The sequence below is a fragment of the Yoonia sp. genome, from assembly GCF_017854415.1.
Lineage (GTDB): Bacteria > Pseudomonadota > Alphaproteobacteria > Rhodobacterales > Rhodobacteraceae > Yoonia.
Genome location: NZ_JAFMHR010000065.1, coordinates 1 through 16,877, shown reverse-complemented (window position 1 = coordinate 16,877; position 16,877 = coordinate 1). Strand labels below are relative to the sequence as shown.

17 protein-coding genes are annotated in these 16,877 nt (G+C 54.5%); 7 read left to right on the top strand and 10 right to left on the bottom strand.

The features are described 5' to 3' along the window. Positions 1-80: 80 nt before the first annotated feature. From QZ197_RS09005 to QZ197_RS08990, 4 genes are read right to left on the bottom strand one after another with little or no spacing between them, the layout of a single operon-like run. Positions 81-662 (bottom strand): LysE family translocator, encoded by a 582-nt coding sequence (locus QZ197_RS09005; RefSeq protein WP_296431571.1) that lies wholly within the window; start codon positions 660-662, stop codon positions 81-83. Further along, positions 655-1,791: a CCA tRNA nucleotidyltransferase gene (locus tag QZ197_RS09000; RefSeq protein WP_296431570.1), complete on the bottom strand. Its 1,137-nt coding sequence runs from the start codon at positions 1,789-1,791 to the stop codon at positions 655-657. The genes QZ197_RS09005 and QZ197_RS09000 overlap by 8 nt, the downstream gene beginning before the upstream one ends. Then, entirely contained in the window at positions 1,788-2,372 is a 585-nt protein-coding gene (locus QZ197_RS08995) for a CoA pyrophosphatase (protein ID WP_296431569.1), read from the bottom strand. The genes QZ197_RS09000 and QZ197_RS08995 overlap by 4 nt, the downstream gene beginning before the upstream one ends. Then, entirely contained in the window at positions 2,365-3,357 is a 993-nt protein-coding gene (locus QZ197_RS08990; RefSeq protein WP_296431568.1) for an Hsp33 family molecular chaperone HslO, read from the bottom strand. The genes QZ197_RS08995 and QZ197_RS08990 overlap by 8 nt, the downstream gene beginning before the upstream one ends. A gap of 77 nt (positions 3,358-3,434) precedes the next feature. On the opposite strand from QZ197_RS08990, the gene QZ197_RS08985 reads away from it, so the two are divergent. Then, positions 3,435-3,872 (top strand): NUDIX hydrolase, encoded by a 438-nt coding sequence (locus QZ197_RS08985; protein ID WP_296431566.1) that lies wholly within the window; start codon positions 3,435-3,437, stop codon positions 3,870-3,872. Between the two features lie 78 nt (positions 3,873-3,950). After that, positions 3,951-5,165 carry an argininosuccinate synthase gene (locus QZ197_RS08980; protein WP_296431565.1) on the top strand — a complete coding sequence of 405 codons (1,215 nt, stop codon included), beginning with the start codon at positions 3,951-3,953 and terminating at the stop codon, positions 5,163-5,165. Here QZ197_RS08980 and QZ197_RS08975 read toward each other — a convergent pair. Next, positions 5,162-5,860 (bottom strand): HAD family hydrolase, encoded by a 699-nt coding sequence (locus QZ197_RS08975; RefSeq protein ID WP_296431564.1) that lies wholly within the window; start codon positions 5,858-5,860, stop codon positions 5,162-5,164. The two genes, QZ197_RS08980 and QZ197_RS08975, sit on opposite strands and share 4 nt — an antisense overlap. Further along, positions 5,857-6,759: a D-amino acid aminotransferase gene (locus QZ197_RS08970; protein WP_296431572.1), complete on the bottom strand. Its 903-nt coding sequence runs from the start codon at positions 6,757-6,759 to the stop codon at positions 5,857-5,859. The genes QZ197_RS08975 and QZ197_RS08970 overlap by 4 nt, the downstream gene beginning before the upstream one ends. A 130-nt stretch (positions 6,760-6,889) precedes the next feature. Between QZ197_RS08970 and msrA the strand changes: the two genes are divergently transcribed. Beyond that, a complete protein-coding gene (gene msrA / locus QZ197_RS08965) occupies positions 6,890-7,522 on the top strand; it encodes a peptide-methionine (S)-S-oxide reductase MsrA (protein ID WP_296431563.1) in 633 nt (210 codons plus the stop codon). Here msrA and QZ197_RS08960 read toward each other — a convergent pair. Next, entirely contained in the window at positions 7,513-8,379 is an 867-nt protein-coding gene (locus QZ197_RS08960; RefSeq protein ID WP_296431562.1) for a ribokinase, read from the bottom strand. The genes msrA and QZ197_RS08960 overlap by 10 nt on opposite strands. After that, positions 8,379-10,634 (bottom strand): NADP-dependent malic enzyme, encoded by a 2,256-nt coding sequence (locus tag QZ197_RS08955; RefSeq protein ID WP_296431561.1) that lies wholly within the window; start codon positions 10,632-10,634, stop codon positions 8,379-8,381. Before QZ197_RS08955 ends, QZ197_RS08960 begins: the two co-directional genes overlap by 1 nt. 122 nt (positions 10,635-10,756) lie before the next feature. Between QZ197_RS08955 and mutS the strand changes: the two genes are divergently transcribed. Beyond that, positions 10,757-13,393 (top strand): DNA mismatch repair protein MutS, encoded by a 2,637-nt coding sequence (gene mutS / locus QZ197_RS08950; RefSeq protein WP_296431560.1) that lies wholly within the window; start codon positions 10,757-10,759, stop codon positions 13,391-13,393. Here mutS and QZ197_RS08945 read toward each other — a convergent pair. Both QZ197_RS08945 and hrcA read right to left on the bottom strand, forming a co-directional pair. After that, positions 13,390-13,947, bottom strand: a complete 558-nt coding sequence (locus QZ197_RS08945; protein WP_296431558.1) for a nucleotide exchange factor GrpE — start codon at positions 13,945-13,947, stop codon at positions 13,390-13,392. The two genes, mutS and QZ197_RS08945, sit on opposite strands and share 4 nt — an antisense overlap. An 11-nt stretch (positions 13,948-13,958) precedes the next feature. Continuing rightward, positions 13,959-15,023 carry a heat-inducible transcriptional repressor HrcA gene (gene hrcA / locus QZ197_RS08940; RefSeq protein ID WP_296431557.1) on the bottom strand — a complete coding sequence of 355 codons (1,065 nt, stop codon included), beginning with the start codon at positions 15,021-15,023 and terminating at the stop codon, positions 13,959-13,961. A gap of 116 nt (positions 15,024-15,139) precedes the next feature. Between hrcA and rph the strand changes: the two genes are divergently transcribed. From rph to QZ197_RS08925, 3 genes are all read left to right on the top strand, one after another. After that, positions 15,140-15,847 (top strand): ribonuclease PH, encoded by a 708-nt coding sequence (gene rph, locus QZ197_RS08935; protein WP_296431556.1) that lies wholly within the window; start codon positions 15,140-15,142, stop codon positions 15,845-15,847. Then, entirely contained in the window at positions 15,847-16,455 is a 609-nt protein-coding gene (rdgB, locus tag QZ197_RS08930) for an RdgB/HAM1 family non-canonical purine NTP pyrophosphatase (protein ID WP_296431554.1), read from the top strand. The genes rph and rdgB overlap by 1 nt, the downstream gene beginning before the upstream one ends. A gap of 1 nt (position 16,456) precedes the next feature. Then, positions 16,457-16,877: radical SAM protein (locus QZ197_RS08925; protein ID WP_296431553.1), on the top strand; the 421-nt coding region annotated here is incomplete at its 3' end.

Here is a 16,877-nt window from a genome sequence, read left to right as displayed (position 1 = left end):
TAAGGATCGACAAGACCTTCGAAAAACCGAAACATGGGTCTGCCTTTTCACACTAGATGCCAGCTATAGCAAAGCTGGGCTTAGAGAAAAAGCAGAACCGAGAATCCACAAAGGCCCAGCGCCATGACGCGCATGAATATCCGCCACGCGACCGCGTTTGTCAGCAGATAGGATAGCAATGTGCCCGCAACCGCCCAGAACGTGCAAACGCCCAGATTGATCGTTGAAAAGGTCGCAGCCAAGGTCATCGCTTGCTGCACGGGGGCAAGCATAGCGACATAGGCGGTCGCACTTAGGGCGACGGCCCAGACCTTGGGGTTCACCCATTGGAACAGGATCGCCTCCAGAAATGTAAACGGTTTGTCGGTGTCTTTGGTTTTCGCAGGATCAGCACGCCACAGGTTATAAGCCATCCAAAGAATCCACAGGCTCGCGATAATTTTCAGGACGATCCCTAGCGCCGGTTGTGCGGTGATCAACGCCCCAATCCCGATGCCCGTGACCGCTGCAATCACACCGACACCAAGCGCCACACCAAGGATATGCGGCACAGTGCGTTGAAACCCAAATCGTGCGCCAGAAGCGGTGATCAGGATCACGTTTGGACCCGGAGAGAACAGCCCGAAGAACACAAAGCCGATGAGCGGCAGAAAATCAGTCAATCAAATCAGCTTTCGTCAGAGTGAAACCAGAGGCAATCCAACGATCCTCGGCCTGTTTGAGGGCTTTGCCCAGTGCGGGACCTGTCAGTTCTGGCATCAGGTCAGCGGCTTTCAAAGGGAATGCCTGTTTTGCGGCATACGTGATCGCGTCATAGGCATTGATGGCCGGCGCCTGCCCAAGCGAAGCAGATTGCACAAGCAAAGCATCCCGCCCGGCGATAAGGCCGTGACGGTAGGCGATTATCGTCGGAAGTTCACCGCTGGTAATCTGGGCTAATTCGCGGGCTTGGGCATTCGACATGCGTAGATTATTCACAGGTGCCCCGCCCAACACGGCAAGTCTACGGATCGGGCTTGGCTCAATGCTCAACTGTTCTTCAAAATGTACCAAGACGGCCAATGCGCCACTATCAGCACCGGGCAAAACTTGTGCCAAGCCACCCGTAGACGCCAGCGCTGCCAAAGCCGGTGCGGGGTCAGTCGCGGATAGAAGCTTGAGCATTTCTGCGGTCACCCGTTCAATCGAAAGCGACTGCAGTCCTGCAATGTTGGCGGCACAGGCAGCCAAACCATCTGGGTCCGGCCCTTCGTCAGTGTCACCGTACCATGCATAGAACCGAAAAAACCGCAGGATACGCAGGTAGTCTTCTTTGATGCGCTGGTCGGGGTCTTCGATAAACCGAATGCGCCGCGCTTTTAGATCTTCCAGACCGCCCAAGGGGTCCACGACCTGCCCATCAGGTCCGGCATAAAGCGCGTTCACCGTGAAGTCGCGTCTGCGCGCATCGTCAGCGATGTTATCTGAAAAGGCGACGATTGCATGCCTGCCGTCGGTGGCAACATCGCGCCGGAACGTTGTAACCTCGAACGGGATACCGTCTTGGACCAGCGTCACAGTCCCGTGGTCAAATCCGGTTGGGATCGCCTTGATCTCTGCCTTTTTGGCTAAGCGCATTACAACTTCGGGCACTGCATCGGTCGTCAGGTCCAAATCAGCGACTGGCGCGCCCAATAATTCGTTGCGTACACAACCGCCGACAAACCACGCCTGATAACCCGCATCAGTTAGCAACCTGCAAACAACTTGCGCAGCATCGTTCTGCAACCATGGGGCGGTAATTTTCATCATGCCATGCGTGCGGCCAACCCGCGCAAGATGCGCGCCGTTGCACCCCAGATGTAATATGGGCCATGGGGGACAGCGTAATAAAGGCGCTTGCGCCCCTGCCAGAGGCGACCCTCGATGCCGTACATGTTTTGATCCAGCAGATGCTTTAAGGGAACTTCGAATACCTCGCTGACTTCCCCGATTTCCGCGACAACATCATAGTCACCTGTGATCATCGCAAGGACAGGTGTCACCTGATAGCCGGTCACAGTCTGATGCGGTGGAAGCTCTCCTAGGACATCGACGACATGGGACGGAAGCCCGATCTCTTCGTGCGCTTCACGCAGGGCGGCATCAACCAATGTGGCATCGGTTTCGTCCTGTTTGCCACCCGGAAAGGCGATCTGCCCGGGGTGATGTTTAAGACGCGCGGCACGTTTTGTAAGGATCACCGTCTGCGTTTCAGCGCGAACACCGATCAGAACGGCAGCGGGTGTCAGGTTCCCTTGCGGGATTTTCATATCGGGGTTGAGGTCAAAATCAGAAGACGCGCCGCCAGTGCTGGCTAGCGCGTCTATCAATTTTTGACGTAAGTCAGGCACTGGCATCCTTGGCCTCAAACCCCAATGTATCGGGATCAAAGATATAGTGTGACCCGCAAAACTGGCAGTCTGCGGTCACTGTGCCTGCGTCTGTTTTCATCGTGCCGATTTCTTTGGCGGAATAGATCGACAGGCTTTGGCGCACTTTGTCTTCGGAGCAGCTACAGCCGAATTTAACCGGCTGGGCATCATAGACACGCGGCTGTTCAGCGTGGAACAGGCGCACCAAAAGATCGGTTGGCGCGATTGTCGGGCCGATCAGCTCGAGCTCATCTACGGTATCCAATAAAATATTTGCGCGGTTCCAGTTTTCACCTTCATCCGCATCCAAAATATCTGTGGCGTCTAGCAAACCGTCCTCGCCTGATCCACCTTCACCGATCACAGATGGCGACGCCTTTGGCATATGCTGCAACATCATGCCGCCTGCGCGCCATTGCGCAGCTTCACCCGCCATTTGGGATTGCCCAAAAGTCAGCTTGAACCGCGTGGGCAACTGTTCGGACTGGGCGAAATACGCCTCTGCACAAGATGAAAGGGACCCGCCAGAAATCGGCGTAATGCCTTGATAAGGGGTCATACCTTCGCCTTGGTCGATCAGGATCGCAAAGTACCCCTTGCCAATTTGCCCAAACGGATCAGCAGTTTGATCCAGTGTTTCCGCATCATAAGAGGCATAAGCACGAATGCGCGCTGGCTGCCCATCTTCGGTCGGACCGTAGTAATCCGTCGCGATCAATCGCGCCGCGCCAGAACCACGGACCTGCAGGGACAATTTCCAGCGCAGTTTCATGGTTTGCCCGATCAAAGCGGTCAGCAATGCCATTTCTGCCACAAGCCCTTCGATCATGGGCGGATAGTCGTGCTGCTGTAGCACTTGCTCCAATACGCCATCCAAACGCGCCACCCGTCCACGGATGTCGGATGCGTCAAGTTGAAACGGCAGGACAGTATCGTCCCACGTAATTTGGGTGCCGAGGCTCATGGTCTTTCCTAACAAGTCATTGGGTGGCATACCGCGCCTATATAGGCGGGGCAAGCCAGCGTCCAAGGGGGCAAGCTATGATCAAACGGTATGGCGACACGCCAGTAAACGGGCAGCGTTACAAAACACGCGCTGGTGTTTATGCGGTTTTACCGCGCGACGGGAAGCTTTTGTTAACCTATCAGGGCGATCCACATTTCGAAGTTCAACTGCCCGGTGGCGGCATTGATCCCGGCGAAAGCCCCTTACAAGCGCTGCACCGCGAAGTGTTTGAAGAAACTGGGTGGCGCATCGCCCAGCCTCGCAAATTGGGCAGCTTTCGACGGTTCGTGTTCATGCCGGACTATGACATGTGGGCCGAAAAGCTGTGCCATATCTATCTGGCGCATCCGGTGCGGCCGCACGGCCCCCCGCGTGAGGCGGGACATGTTGCGCTGTGGCTTGATCCGGCAGAAGCGCTCGCAGAACTTTACAATGATGGCGATGCGGATTTTGTGGCAGCAGCATGCTTCTAGAGCGCGCTATCCTTGCCCCTGTTCCTAAAACCCGTTATCGCGCGTTCCCATAGACATTTACCTAAAGGTGCCACGCATATGACCGCTCCGAAAAAAGTTGTTCTGGCCTATTCTGGTGGCCTTGATACCTCGATCATCCTAAAATGGTTGCAGACTGAATATGGCTGCGAGGTGGTGACATTCACTGCTGATTTGGGTCAGGGCGAAGAACTGGAGCCAGCGCGCAAAAAAGCAGAGATGATGGGCGCATCCAGCATCTACATCGAAGACCTGCGCGAAGAGTTCGTGCGCGACTTTGTTTTCCCGATGTTCCGCGCAAATGCGCTGTACGAAGGGCTGTATTTGTTGGGCACATCCATCGCCCGCCCGCTTATTTCCAAGCGTTTGGTTGAAATCGCAGCTGCCGAAGGCGCTGACGCGATTTCCCATGGTGCGACCGGTAAAGGCAACGATCAGGTCCGGTTTGAATTGGCGGCCTATGCCCTGAACCCTGAAATCAAAGTAATCGCCCCTTGGCGTGAATGGGACCTGACCAGCCGGACCCGCTTGCTGGAATTCGCCGAAAAGAACCAGATCCCTGTAGCCAAGGACAAGCGCGGCGAAGCGCCGTTCAGCGTTGACGCCAACCTGCTGCACACATCGTCTGAAGGCAAAGTGCTGGAAGACCCCGCGCAAGAAGCGCCTGAATACGTCTATCAGCGCACTGTCGCACCCGAGGACGCACCAAATACGCCTGAAATGGTCGAAATCACGTTTGAGCGTGGCGATGCAGTGGCAATCAATGGCGAAGCAATGTCGCCCGCAACCATCCTGACCAAGCTGAACGAACTGGGTGGCAAGCACGGTGTTGGACGTCTCGATCTGGTCGAAAACCGTTTTGTCGGTATGAAATCACGCGGTATCTACGAAACGCCGGGTGGCACATTGTTGCTTGAGGCGCATCGCGGGATCGAGCAGATCACGCTTGATAGTGGCGCTGGGCACCTCAAAGACAGCATCATGCCAAAATATGCCGAACTGATTTATAACGGCTTCTGGTTCTCGCCGGAACGCGAAATGCTGCAAGCGTTGATCGACAAAAGTCAGGAACATGTGTCCGGCACCGTGCGGTTGAAGCTGTACAAAGGGTCTGCGAATACCGTCGCCCGTTGGTCAGACAAATCGCTTTATTCCGAGGCACACGTGACGTTCGAAGAAGACATGGGCGCATATGATCAAAAAGACGCGCAAGGCTTCATTCAGTTGAACGCATTGCGGCTGAAGTTGCTGGCGGCACGAAACCGCCGCAGCTAAAGCTTATGCTGCGCTAGTTTTTCATAATGCGGCATCGCAAGGTGCCGCATTTTTTCTTGCGCGCTGTCCAGGACTGGCAAAGGCCCCTCTGCACCCGCAAAGCCCGTGCTTTGATGCACGGCGTTGTACCAATGCCTTGCCCAAATCCCGTCATCGGAACGCGGCCCTGTTTCCCAATGTAACATCGCAGGATCGAACGGTAGCGATATTGCAGCACATAGCTTTTTCAGCATCTTCTCAGGGGCTGCGCGAATATCAGAGCTATCGATCACAATGCCCCCGATCTGATCGTAAAGCACAGCTTGCTGAACGTACCCGATATCTGCGAGCGTCATTTCGTCCCGTTTCACCCCATAACTTGCAATAACGCGTGATGGATGGCGGATCAAATGCACATTGATACAGTCCTTGGCCCAGTCCAACGGGAAACCCTTAATCATGTGATGCGGCATGTGTTTCATGTAAAAGTGCGTCTTTTGGGCTGGAATAGTGTCTAAACAGCGCTCCGCCACTTTCATAGGATCAGTTTCATGGGCTTCGACGATCTCATCCCGCATCGGATGATCTGCGCAGGTTGCTGCTAGGTATGGTGCATAGAATGGTTCATCCCAAATCGCGAAGTCCGCGCAGTTTCCGAACGCGTACATCATCGCGGTAGATAGGTTTCGCGGGCCTGACCACATCGCGATCCTCATGCCCGGTCAACCAAGTCTTTGTACAAGCTGCGCAAGCGTTTCGTCATCGGACCAAGCTCTCCCGAACCAATCTGCCGACCATCAATTGTACTGACAGGGGTTTGCGCGCCGAATGTACCCGTCAGGAACGCTTCATCAGCGGAATATGTATCAACAAGGCTGAAATTCCGCTCGAACACCAGAATGTCATTGGCGCGACACAGATCGATTACCTTTTGGCGGGTGATTCCATTCATGCAGTAGTCCCCGGTCGAGGTCCAAACAGCACCTTTCTTAACAATAAAAAAGTTACAGGCGTTGGTCGTGTTCACAAATCCATGCACGTCCAGCATCAGCGCCTCATCTGCACCCGCCTTTTGGGCGGCGATGCAGGCAAGGATGCAATTCAGCTTGGAATGACTGTTCAGTTTCGGGTCTTGTGTCATCGGTAGGCCGCGTTGATGCGGCACAGTGGCAAGCGTGATCGGTCGCGGGATTTTAGGCTGCGAATGCTCCATGATAATTACAAATGTTGGTCCCTGTTGCGATAGACTGGGATGTTGAAACGGGCGGACCTTGATGCCCCGCGTCACCATCAAACGGGCATGCGCGTTTGATGTCATCCCATTTGCATTTTGTGTGTCTAACAAGGCGGAAATCACGCCTTTTCGATCCATGCCTATGTCTAGGTCAATGGCCTTGGCTGCCTCGAACAACCGATCGATATGTTCGTCCATGAAGGCCCATTTGCCGTCATAAAGGCGCAAGCCTTCCCAAACACCATCGCCCAGCATGAAGCCACTATCATATACGCTAACTGTTGCCTCATTCTTCGGAACAATCCGGCCATCAACATAAATCAGAATGTCCTCGTTGCGGGCATCGTCTTGGGCTTGGTGGGTGGTGACTTCGCTCATGATAATTCTCCCTTAACGAAACGCTAGGCCAGCCTGCGAAGTGTTCCAAGTGGTAAAGAGCACGTGAGAATTGCCTTCAGTGATTGCTTTGGTGCGCGCTGGACTGAAATGGTGCCGTCAAAGGAGATCACTCATGTTGAAATATATTGCCCTGTCATTGGCACTGCTGCCTGTCGCCCAAACAGCCGCCGCAGCGGACATTCAAACCACTGTCTTGGCCGGAGGTTGCTTTTGGTGCATCGAAAGCGACTTTGAAAGCGTCCAAGGCGTGCAGGATGTCGTGTCCGGCTACACTGGCGGGACAACAGCAAACCCTACCTATGAAACGCTGAAAGGTTCCGGCCACTATGAAGCAGTCGAAATCACGTATGACGCAGACATCGTCGCCTATGAACAACTGTTGTACGCGTTTTTCCGTTCAGTTGATCCGACCGACGCAGGCGGGCAATTTTGTGACCGCGGGGAAAGCTACCGCACGGCTGTTTTCGTGTCTAACTCAGCGGAAAGGGCAGCTGCAGAGGCTGCCAAGGCCGCGGCCCAGCGCGACTTGGGACAGACAATTGTCACTCCTATTCTTGACGCCGCAACGTTCTATGATGCCGAAGCCTATCATCAGGATTACTACAAAGGCGAAAACCGGGTCATCACGCGGCGCGGCGTAAAAACACAAATTGAGGCTTACAAATTCTACCGCAATGCCTGTGGTCGTGATCAGCGCGTCACACAGTTATGGGGTGACGCAGCGCCGTTCGTTAATCACAACTGAAACGCCTGAACCTCAGACAAATCGGGGATAACATCGGCGGTACCATGGCGGGTGACCATCAATGCACCCGCTTTGGTCGCCAGCCCAATCGCTTGCGCCATCGGCATATTGCGATCAAGACCAGCAAGCACATAGCCCGTGAACGTGTCGCCAGCACCCGTTGTATCCACGGGGTCAACTTTTATAGCTGCGAAGTGTTCTTTCCCGTTGGGACCGTACCAGTCGGCCCCATCAGCACCCAGAGTAACGATCACATCGCGGACCGGTAAATCGCTTGGCGCCTGACCTGTAGCTTGCTGTAACTGATCAGCCTCGACCGCGTTGAGGATCAAAAAATCAAGATACGGCAAGACCGCCTGTACACGTTCCGCATCAAACGGGGCGGCAGCATAGGCCACTTGCAGCCCCAGCTTTTTGCCCATCGAAGCGGCAGTGCGTTGCAAGTTGGTTTCGTTCTGAATAACCAGCCAGTCGCCTGTGCTTGCCTCTGCCATGGCAGCCTGCAATGTTGCCTGCGGGATTTCAGCATTCGCACCGGGATGCAGCACGATCGCATTTTCACCATGCGGGTCTACCATGATGATTGCATGTGCCGTTTCAGTGTCTAACACAGCGATATTGCGCGTATCGACGCCATATTCCAGCAGACGTTCGATTGCCCAGCGCCCATCTTCGCCAACCGCCCCTATGTGGTGAACGCGGGCAGCAGCACGGGCCGCGGCAACCGACATGTTCGTGCCTTTCCCGCCCAAAAAAACCTCGCGCTTCGTAGACGATAAGGTCTCGCCAGGCGCAAGAATATGCGGAACGCTATAAACGAAATCCGCGTTGATTGACCCCAGATTCCAAATCGCCATCAGTCAACCCGACACGCCGCGATTACAGCCATATTGAGGATGTCATTTACGGTGGATCCGGTTGAACAAATCTGAACCGGCTTACCGATACCTGATAGAATAGGACCAATCACGGTTGCACCTGCCATTTCCTGCATCAACTTCACCGAGATCGAAGCAGAGTGTCGCGCTGGAACGACCAAGACGTTTGCCGGTCCGGTCAACCGCTGAAACGGGTAGTGCTCCTGCGCTTTGACGTTCAACGCCACATCCACGGTCATCTCGCCCTCATACTCAAAATCAGCCTTGCGGGCGTCCAACACTTTGGGGGCTTGGTGCATCTTTTCCGCGCGCTCTGACACAGGATAGCCAAAGGTAGAAAATGATAGGAACGCAACGCGCGGTTCCAGCCCTAGTTCGCGGGCGACATACGCCCCGCGTTCAGCGATGTCAGCCAGATCGTTTTCGTCTGGCCATTCGTGCACCAGCGTATCGGTGATTAGAACGATGCGCCCTTTGTGCAGTACAGCGGTCACGCCTACTGCGCCATCATGCGGCTGTGCGTCAAAGACGTGATTGATCAATTCCAGCACATGCGCGGATTTGCGTGTGGCCCCAGTAACCATCCCGTCGGCGTGACCATGCGCTAACATAAGCGCCGCAAAGACGTGGCGATCTCGTGCGGCAAGACGGTGCACATCTTGCGTGTCAAAGCCTTTGCGCTGCAAACGCTCGTATAAAAACGCTTTGTAGGTTTCTAGGTGCGGAGTGTTTGCGGCGTTGACGATCGTCAGTTCTTCGACAGCATCAGCAAGCCCTTCGGCAGTCAGCTTTTCCTTCACATCATCTTCGCGCCCAACAATCAGCGCTTTGCCCATGCCAGAGCGTTGATACATGACAGCAGCACGCAAGACGCGTGGATCGTCGCCCTCTGCAAAAACCACTGTGGATTGATTTGCGCGTGCGCGTGCATTCAAGCTGCGCAAGATTGCTTGCGTGGGGTCCATGCGCGATTTGAGGGATAGCTCATACGCCTCCATGTCCACGATTGGCCTGCGGGCCACGCCAGTTTTCATGCCAGCTTGGGCGACTGCGGTCGGGATACGGTGAATCAGGCGCGGATCGAACGGCGTCGGGATGATATAATCGCGTCCAAACGTCAGTTTCTTTCCATAAGCCAGAGCGACTTCGTCCGGCACATCTTCGCGGGCGAGGGCAGCAAGCGCTTCGGCGCAGGCGATCTTCATCTCGTCATTGATTGCGCGGGCATGAATATCCAGCGCGCCACGAAACAGATACGGGAAACCAAGGACGTTGTTCACCTGATTGGGGTAGTCGCTGCGCCCGGTAGCAACGATCGCATCTTCGCGAACAGCATGCGCGTCTTCTGGTGTGATCTCTGGATCGGGGTTGGCCATTGCGAAAATAACAGGGTTTTTCGCCATATTAGACACCATTTCTTGCGTCACAGCCCCTTTTGCGCTGACCCCAAGGAATACGTCACAGCCCTTCATTGCATCATCCAGTGTGCGTGCTTTGGTGTTGGCGGCATGGGCAGATTTCCACTGGTTCATCCCCTCAGTCCGGCCTTGGTAAATGACACCTTTGGTGTCGGCCATGATGCAATTGTCATGCTTGGCACCCATCGCCTTGAGCAACTCAAGACAGGCTATGCCCGCTGCACCAGCGCCGTTCAGAACAATTTTCACGTCTTCGATCTTTTTGCCCGACAAGTGCAGCGCATTCAGCAGACCAGCGGCGCAAATAACGGCCGTGCCGTGCTGGTCGTCGTGAAAAACAGGGATATCCATCTGCTCTTTAAGGGCTTGTTCAATGATAAAGCATTCGGGTGCTTTGATATCTTCAAGGTTGATGCCGCCAAAGGTCGGGCCCATCAGCTTCACGGCCTTAATGATCTCATCCGGGTCTTCGGTATCAAGCTCGATATCAATCGAGTTCACATCAGCGAACCGTTTGAAAAGAACAGATTTCCCTTCCATTACGGGTTTACTTGCCAATGCGCCTAGGTTGCCTAGACCCAGAACAGCCGTGCCGTTCGAAATCACAGCAACCAGATTACCTTTGTTCGTATAATCATATGCAGTCGCAGGGTCCGCGGCGATTTCCTCGCAGGGGATCGCAACACCGGGGGAATACGCCAACGACAAATCACGCTGGGTTGTCATCGGGACTGTCGCCTGAATTTCCCATTTGCCGGGACTTGGCTGCATGTGGAATTGCAGCGCGTCTTCGCGGGTTAGTTTATTCTTTGGCATTGGATCCCCCCATTTCAGTCCTTGAACATAGCGGCAACGACGTCTCGCCCGCAACGGGTTCATTTCGGGGTTTCGTCGCTAACATGGGGTGATACTGTGCGAGCGATATCCTTGGGGGATGCATGAGCAGTACAAAAGACACCGTCACGCCGATGATGGCCCAATATCTTGAAATAAAAGCAGATCAACCTGATGCCCTGCTGTTTTACCGCATGGGCGACTTCTATGAGATGTTTTTTGACGACGCTATCGCCGCGGCAGAAGCGCTCGATATCGCGCTGACCAAACGTGGCAAACATGATGGCGCGGATATCCCGATGTGCGGCGTCCCGCATCATGCAGCAGAGGGGTACTTTCTTACGCTGATCCGCAAAGGATTTCGCGTGGCTGTTTGTGAACAAATGGAAAGCCCCGCAGAGGCGAAAAAGCGCGGCTATAAGGCAATCGTGAAACGCGAAATCGTGCGGCTGGTTACACCCGGCACATTGACCGAGGATTCATTGCTGGACGCACGTCGCCATAACTTTTTGGCGGCGTTTCATGTGGTCCGTGATGAAGGCGCGTTAGCGTGGGTCGATATCTCGACCGGTGCGTTTCACGTGATGCCTTGCAGCGGGGCGCGTCTGGGTCCGGAGTTAGCACGGCTAACCCCACGCGAGGTTATTGTCGTTGACGGTTCCGAAGCGAATTGGGCTGGAATAGTCTCTGATTCAGGCGCGGTGATCACGACGTTGGGTGCTTCGGCTTTTGATAGCACAGCGGGTGATAAACGGCTTTGCGGATTGTATAAAGTCGGCTCTCTTGATGCGTTTGGTGAATTTACGCGGGCTGAAGTCGCGGCAATGTCTGCAGTGGCCGAATATCTTGAGATTACACAGCGCGGAAACCTGCCGTTACTACGCCCGCCCGTCCAAGAAGGGCAGTCAACGGCGATGCAGATTGACGCCGCGACCCGCAAATCACTTGAGCTTACACATGGCGCAAGCGGCGGTCGGCAAGGGTCATTATTGCACTGTATCGATCGCACTGTAACGGCTGGTGGTGCACGACTACTGGAACGGCGTTTAGCCTCGCCAACGTGTCGTGTTGAAGTTGTGTCTGCTCGGCAAGATGCGTTGCAGTTTCTTGTTGAACGGACCCGTCTAACCCAAGATCTGCGCGACACGTTACGTGGTGTTCATGATCTGGATCGTGCTTTATCTCGTTTGGCGCTGGGTCGCGGCGGGCCTCGCGATATGGCCGCAATTCGAAATACAATTGGGCAAGCGGCGGTGCTTTCAAGCCAGTTAGATTGCGAAATGCCAATGATCCTTGCCGATGCTGCAAGTGATTTGACAGGGCATGACGCTTTGTTGGCGTTGCTAGATCAAGCGCTGATTGCTGAACCTCCGATTTTGTCACGCGACGGCGGCTTTATCGCACCCGGTTATGATCCGGACCTCGATGAAGCACGGACCTTGCGGGACGAAGGCCGATCTGTAATCGCTTCGATGCAGGCAGATTACATCAAGGCCTCCGGCATTACTGCACTCAAGATAAAGCACAACAATGTACTGGGTTATTTCATCGAGACGACAGCAACCCATGCTGAAAAGATGCTGGCGCCGCCCTTGAATGAAATCTTCATTCATCGCCAAACAACCGCCAATCAAGTGCGCTTTACGACAGTGGAGCTGTCCGAGATTGAAACGCGTATTCTAAATGCGGGTGGACGGGCGCTAGAGATCGAAAAGCGTCTCTATTCCAGCCTAACTGATGCAATTATTGCGCAAGCAGGACCGCTTGGGGCGCTCGCACGGGGGTTGTCCGAGATTGATTTGACCGCCGCGTTGGGGCATCTGGCTTTGGCAGAAAATTGGGTGCGGCCTGTCGTCGACGACAGCCGCGCGTTTGAGATAAGCGGCGGACGTCATCCAGTCGTCGAGGCTGCTTTGCAAAAGGACGGCGTGCCGTTTATCGCCAATGATTGCGGGCTAACCGAAGCACCTATCTGGTTGCTGACAGGCCCGAACATGGCCGGTAAGTCTACGTTCCTACGGCAAAATGCGTTGCTAGCGATTTTGGCTCAAATGGGCAGCTTTGTTCCTGCAACAAAGGCTCACATCGGGATTGTCAGTCAGATATTCAGCCGCGTGGGTGCGTCCGATGATTTGGCGCGTGGGCGGTCGACCTTTATGGTCGAAATGGTCGAGACGGCTGCGATCTTGAACCAAGCAGACGATCGCGCATTGGTAATTTTGGACGAAATCGGGCGCGGCACGGCGACATATGACGGTTTATCGATTGCTTGGGCCACATTGGAACATCTGCACGACGTCAACCGCAGTCGTGCGCTGTTCGCCACACATTATCACGAGATGTCAGCGCTTTCCGCAAAGCTTGATGGTGTTGAGAACGCGACAGTCACCGTCAAAGAGTGGGACGGCGATGTGATTTTCCTTCATGAGGTCAAACGCGGGACGGCGGATCGCAGTTACGGCGTCCAAGTCGCGCGACTTGCGGGATTGCCGCAGGTCGTCGTAGAGCGCGCAAAGGTGGTTTTGGAAGCGTTGGAAAAAGGTGAACGCGAGGGTGGAGGTTCGCGTCAGGCGATCATCGATGATCTGCCTTTGTTTTCCGCAACACCCACTGCACCGACCGCGAAAGCCAAAATCTCGCAGGTTGAGGAAAGGCTCAAGAGCGTCTTGCCGGATGAGTTAACTCCGAAAGACGCCCTTGCGTTGATCTATGAACTGCGTGACTTGGCGGCGCGCGATTAGGACGCCGGCATGGACGACACGCCAACCTGTGCAGGGCGCAACAGGCGGTCGTAAAGCATAAAACCTTCTGCAGCGACTTGAATAATTTCGCCTGCCTTGGTTCCGGGCACGGGTGCTTCGAACATGGCTTGGTGGATTTTAGGATCGAACTTATCGCCGACTTCGGGAACGATAGGGTCGATTCCGTGTTTTTTGAAGACGCTAATCAACTCGCGCATTGTCAGCTCGACGCCCTCTAGCAATGCTGCGTTGACAGCTTTTTCGCTGTCTTCAGCAGATTGCAAAGCGCGGCGCATGTTGTCGTAAACCGGCAGCATATCGCGTGCGAGCTTTGACCCGCCGTAGTTTTCGGCTTCACGGCGGTCACGCTCTGAACGTTTGCGTGTGTTTTCGGCATCCGCCAACGCGCGCATAAATTTGTCGCGAAAGTCATCGCGCTCTGCACGCAGTGCTTCGATCTCGTCGAAGGTTTCGGCGGCTGCGTCAAAATCAATTTCATCGCCTTCTGCGGCAAGTTCATCAAGACTTTGGAGTGGTTCGTCTTTGTCAGACATCTATCTTTCCTTCACGAGCGGTCGGCAATCATCTTGCCCACAAGCTTTGCGGTGTAATTCACAATCGGCACAATACGTCCATAATTCAGGCGGGTTGGCCCAATGACACCAACCGCACCGATTATCTTACGGTCGGCGTTCATATAAGGTGAAACGACCAAAGATGAACCCGAAAGTGAGAACAATTTGTTCTCTGAGCCAATAAAAATGCGCACCCCGTCCCCGTCTTCGGTCAGATCAAGGAATTGGGCGATGTCGCGCTTGCGCTCCAGGTCATCAAAAAGGGTGCGGATGCGGGCTAGGTCGGCCTCGTTTTCGCTGTCGCCAAGCAGGTTGCCGCGGCCCCGAACAATCAAGCGTTCAGTGTTTTCGCCCTCGTTTTCCCATAAAACGATCCCATCTTTGACAAGCTCTGCGGCGAGTGCGTCGATTTCCTGTCTGCGGGCCTTAACTTCGCGCGCGATGACGGCGCCAAGCTCGGACAAGGTATGACCTGCGGCTATGGCGTTTACGAAATTGGCGGCTTCCCGCATGGAAGATGGCGTTTGTCCTGCAGGCGGTGTGAATACGCGGTTTTCAACGTGGCCATCCGCAAAAACCAACACGACAAGCGCGCGATCCAGTGAAAGTGACACAAATTCTATATGTTTAATCGCCGCCTCATGTTTCGGCGTCAGAACAAGGCTAGCGCCATGCGTGACGCCAGAGAGAGCCTGACCCACCTGATCCAGCATAGAGGTCACGTCTTGGTCGTTGCTGGTGAGCGTGCTGTCAATTTTCTGACGGTCCGCACCGTCCAAATCCCCGACTTCAAGCAAACCATCTACAAACATGCGCAAACCAAGCTGCGTTGGGATGCGGCCAGCGCTTGTATGCGGACTGCCTAGCAGCCCAAGAAATTCCAGATCCTGCATCACGTTTCGGATTGTCGCGGCACTTACTTTTTCGGAAAAATCACGTGTCAAAGTACGTGATCCGACAGGTGATCCGCTTTCCAGATAACCTTCGACGACGCGGCGAAAGACTTCGCGCGAACGGGTGTTCATATCGTCGATGCTTGGCGATTGGGTTGGCATGGTTCTCTCTGATGAAGGCGTCGCAATTAAAACGAAGTTTGAGGGGGCGTCAATCGGGCTTGGATTTCATATGTGGGCAGCGTATCGGTGAGGTGCAACCAACAGGAGTGTCCCAAATGCGTCCATCAGGCCGTCAGACGAATGAAATGCGCGAAATCTCGATCGAAACAGGTGTGACCATGCATGCCGAAGGATCGTGCCTGATTAAATGCGGGAACACCCACGTGCTGTGTACAGCGACAATCGATGAACGTGTACCGCCATTTTTGAAGAACTCTGGGCTTGGCTGGGTCACTGCTGAATATGGAATGCTGCCTCGCGCGACAAACACGCGAATGCGCCGGGAGGCCAAGAATGGCCAATCTGGGCGCACACAAGAAATTCAGCGCTTGATTGGACGGTCCTTGCGGGCTGGTGTCGATCGCGTGGCGCTGGGTGAACGTCAGATCGTCGTAGACTGCGATGTTATTCAGGCCGATGGCGGCACGCGCTGTGCGTCGATCACTGGTGGATGGGTTGCTTTGAAGCTTGCTGTTCAGAAGCTGATGAAAGCCGGCGATGTGATCAGCGATCCGTTGATTGATCCGGTTGCGGCGATTTCTTGTGGGATTTACGCCGGCCAGGAAGTGCTTGATCTGGATTATCCGGAAGATAGCGAAGCGGGTGTTGATGGAAACTTTGTGATGACTGGCGGCAAACTAATCGAAGTGCAGATGTCGGCAGAGGGGTCCACCTATACCCGCATGCAGATGGACGGTTTACTGGATTTGGCGGAAAAAGGCGTGTCCGAATTGATCGAAGCACAGTTACGGGCAGTCAGCTGATGCGGCGCTTTGACGGCAAAGAACTGGTCATCGCGACCCACAACCAAGGCAAGCTGGAAGAGATCGCTGATCTTTTGCGGCCCTACGGCGTGTCTTTGTCGTCAAACGCCGATCACGGACTACCGGAGCCGGAAGAAACAGAAGCCACCTTTGTTGGCAACGCACGGATCAAGGCGCATGCCGCCGCAAAAGCGACGGGCCTACCCGCGCTTTCTGATGACAGCGGGATTGAGATTGATGGCCTTAATGGGGCACCGGGCGTCTATACTGCTGATTGGGCAGAGACCCCCAATGGCCGTGACTTCAAAATGGCGATGGAGCGGAGTTGGGCAGAGTTAGAGACTGTTTCTGCCCCATATCCACGCACGGCGCGGTTCTGTTGTACGCTGGTTCTGGCGTGGCCTGACGGGCATGACGAAGTGTTTCCAGGTGTGATGCCCGGCCAAATCGTTTGGCCGATGCGCGGCGAACAAGGGCATGGGTACGACCCGATTTTCCAACCCGATGGGTATGACATCACATTTGGTGAAATGGACCGTTGGGAAAAGAACAAAATTAGCCACCGCGCGGATGCGTTCGTGAAACTGATTGCGGGTTGCTTTGCATAAAATGGAAGATTGGGAGCACGGGGGATTTGGTCTTTATATCCATTGGCCGTTTTGTCAGGCCAAATGTCCCTATTGCGATTTCAACAGTCATGTTGTCGCGAAGATTGATCAAAAGGCTTGGGAAGCCGCATATCTAACCGAGATTGAACGCATTGGTCATGAAACCAAAGGACGCGTGCTGCGATCCGTGTTCTTTGGTGGCGGAACGCCCAGCTTAATGGATCCTGAAGTAGTGGATTCCATTTTGACAAAGGTCCGTGCGACATGGTCCATGGCCAATGACATTGAAATCACGTTGGAAGCCAATCCCACCTCGGTCGAATCGGGTCGTTTTACGGGATACCGGGATGCGGGTGTAAATCGGGTCTCGATGGGTATTCAGGCGTTGAATGATCGTGATTTGAAAGCTCTTGGTCGGCTGC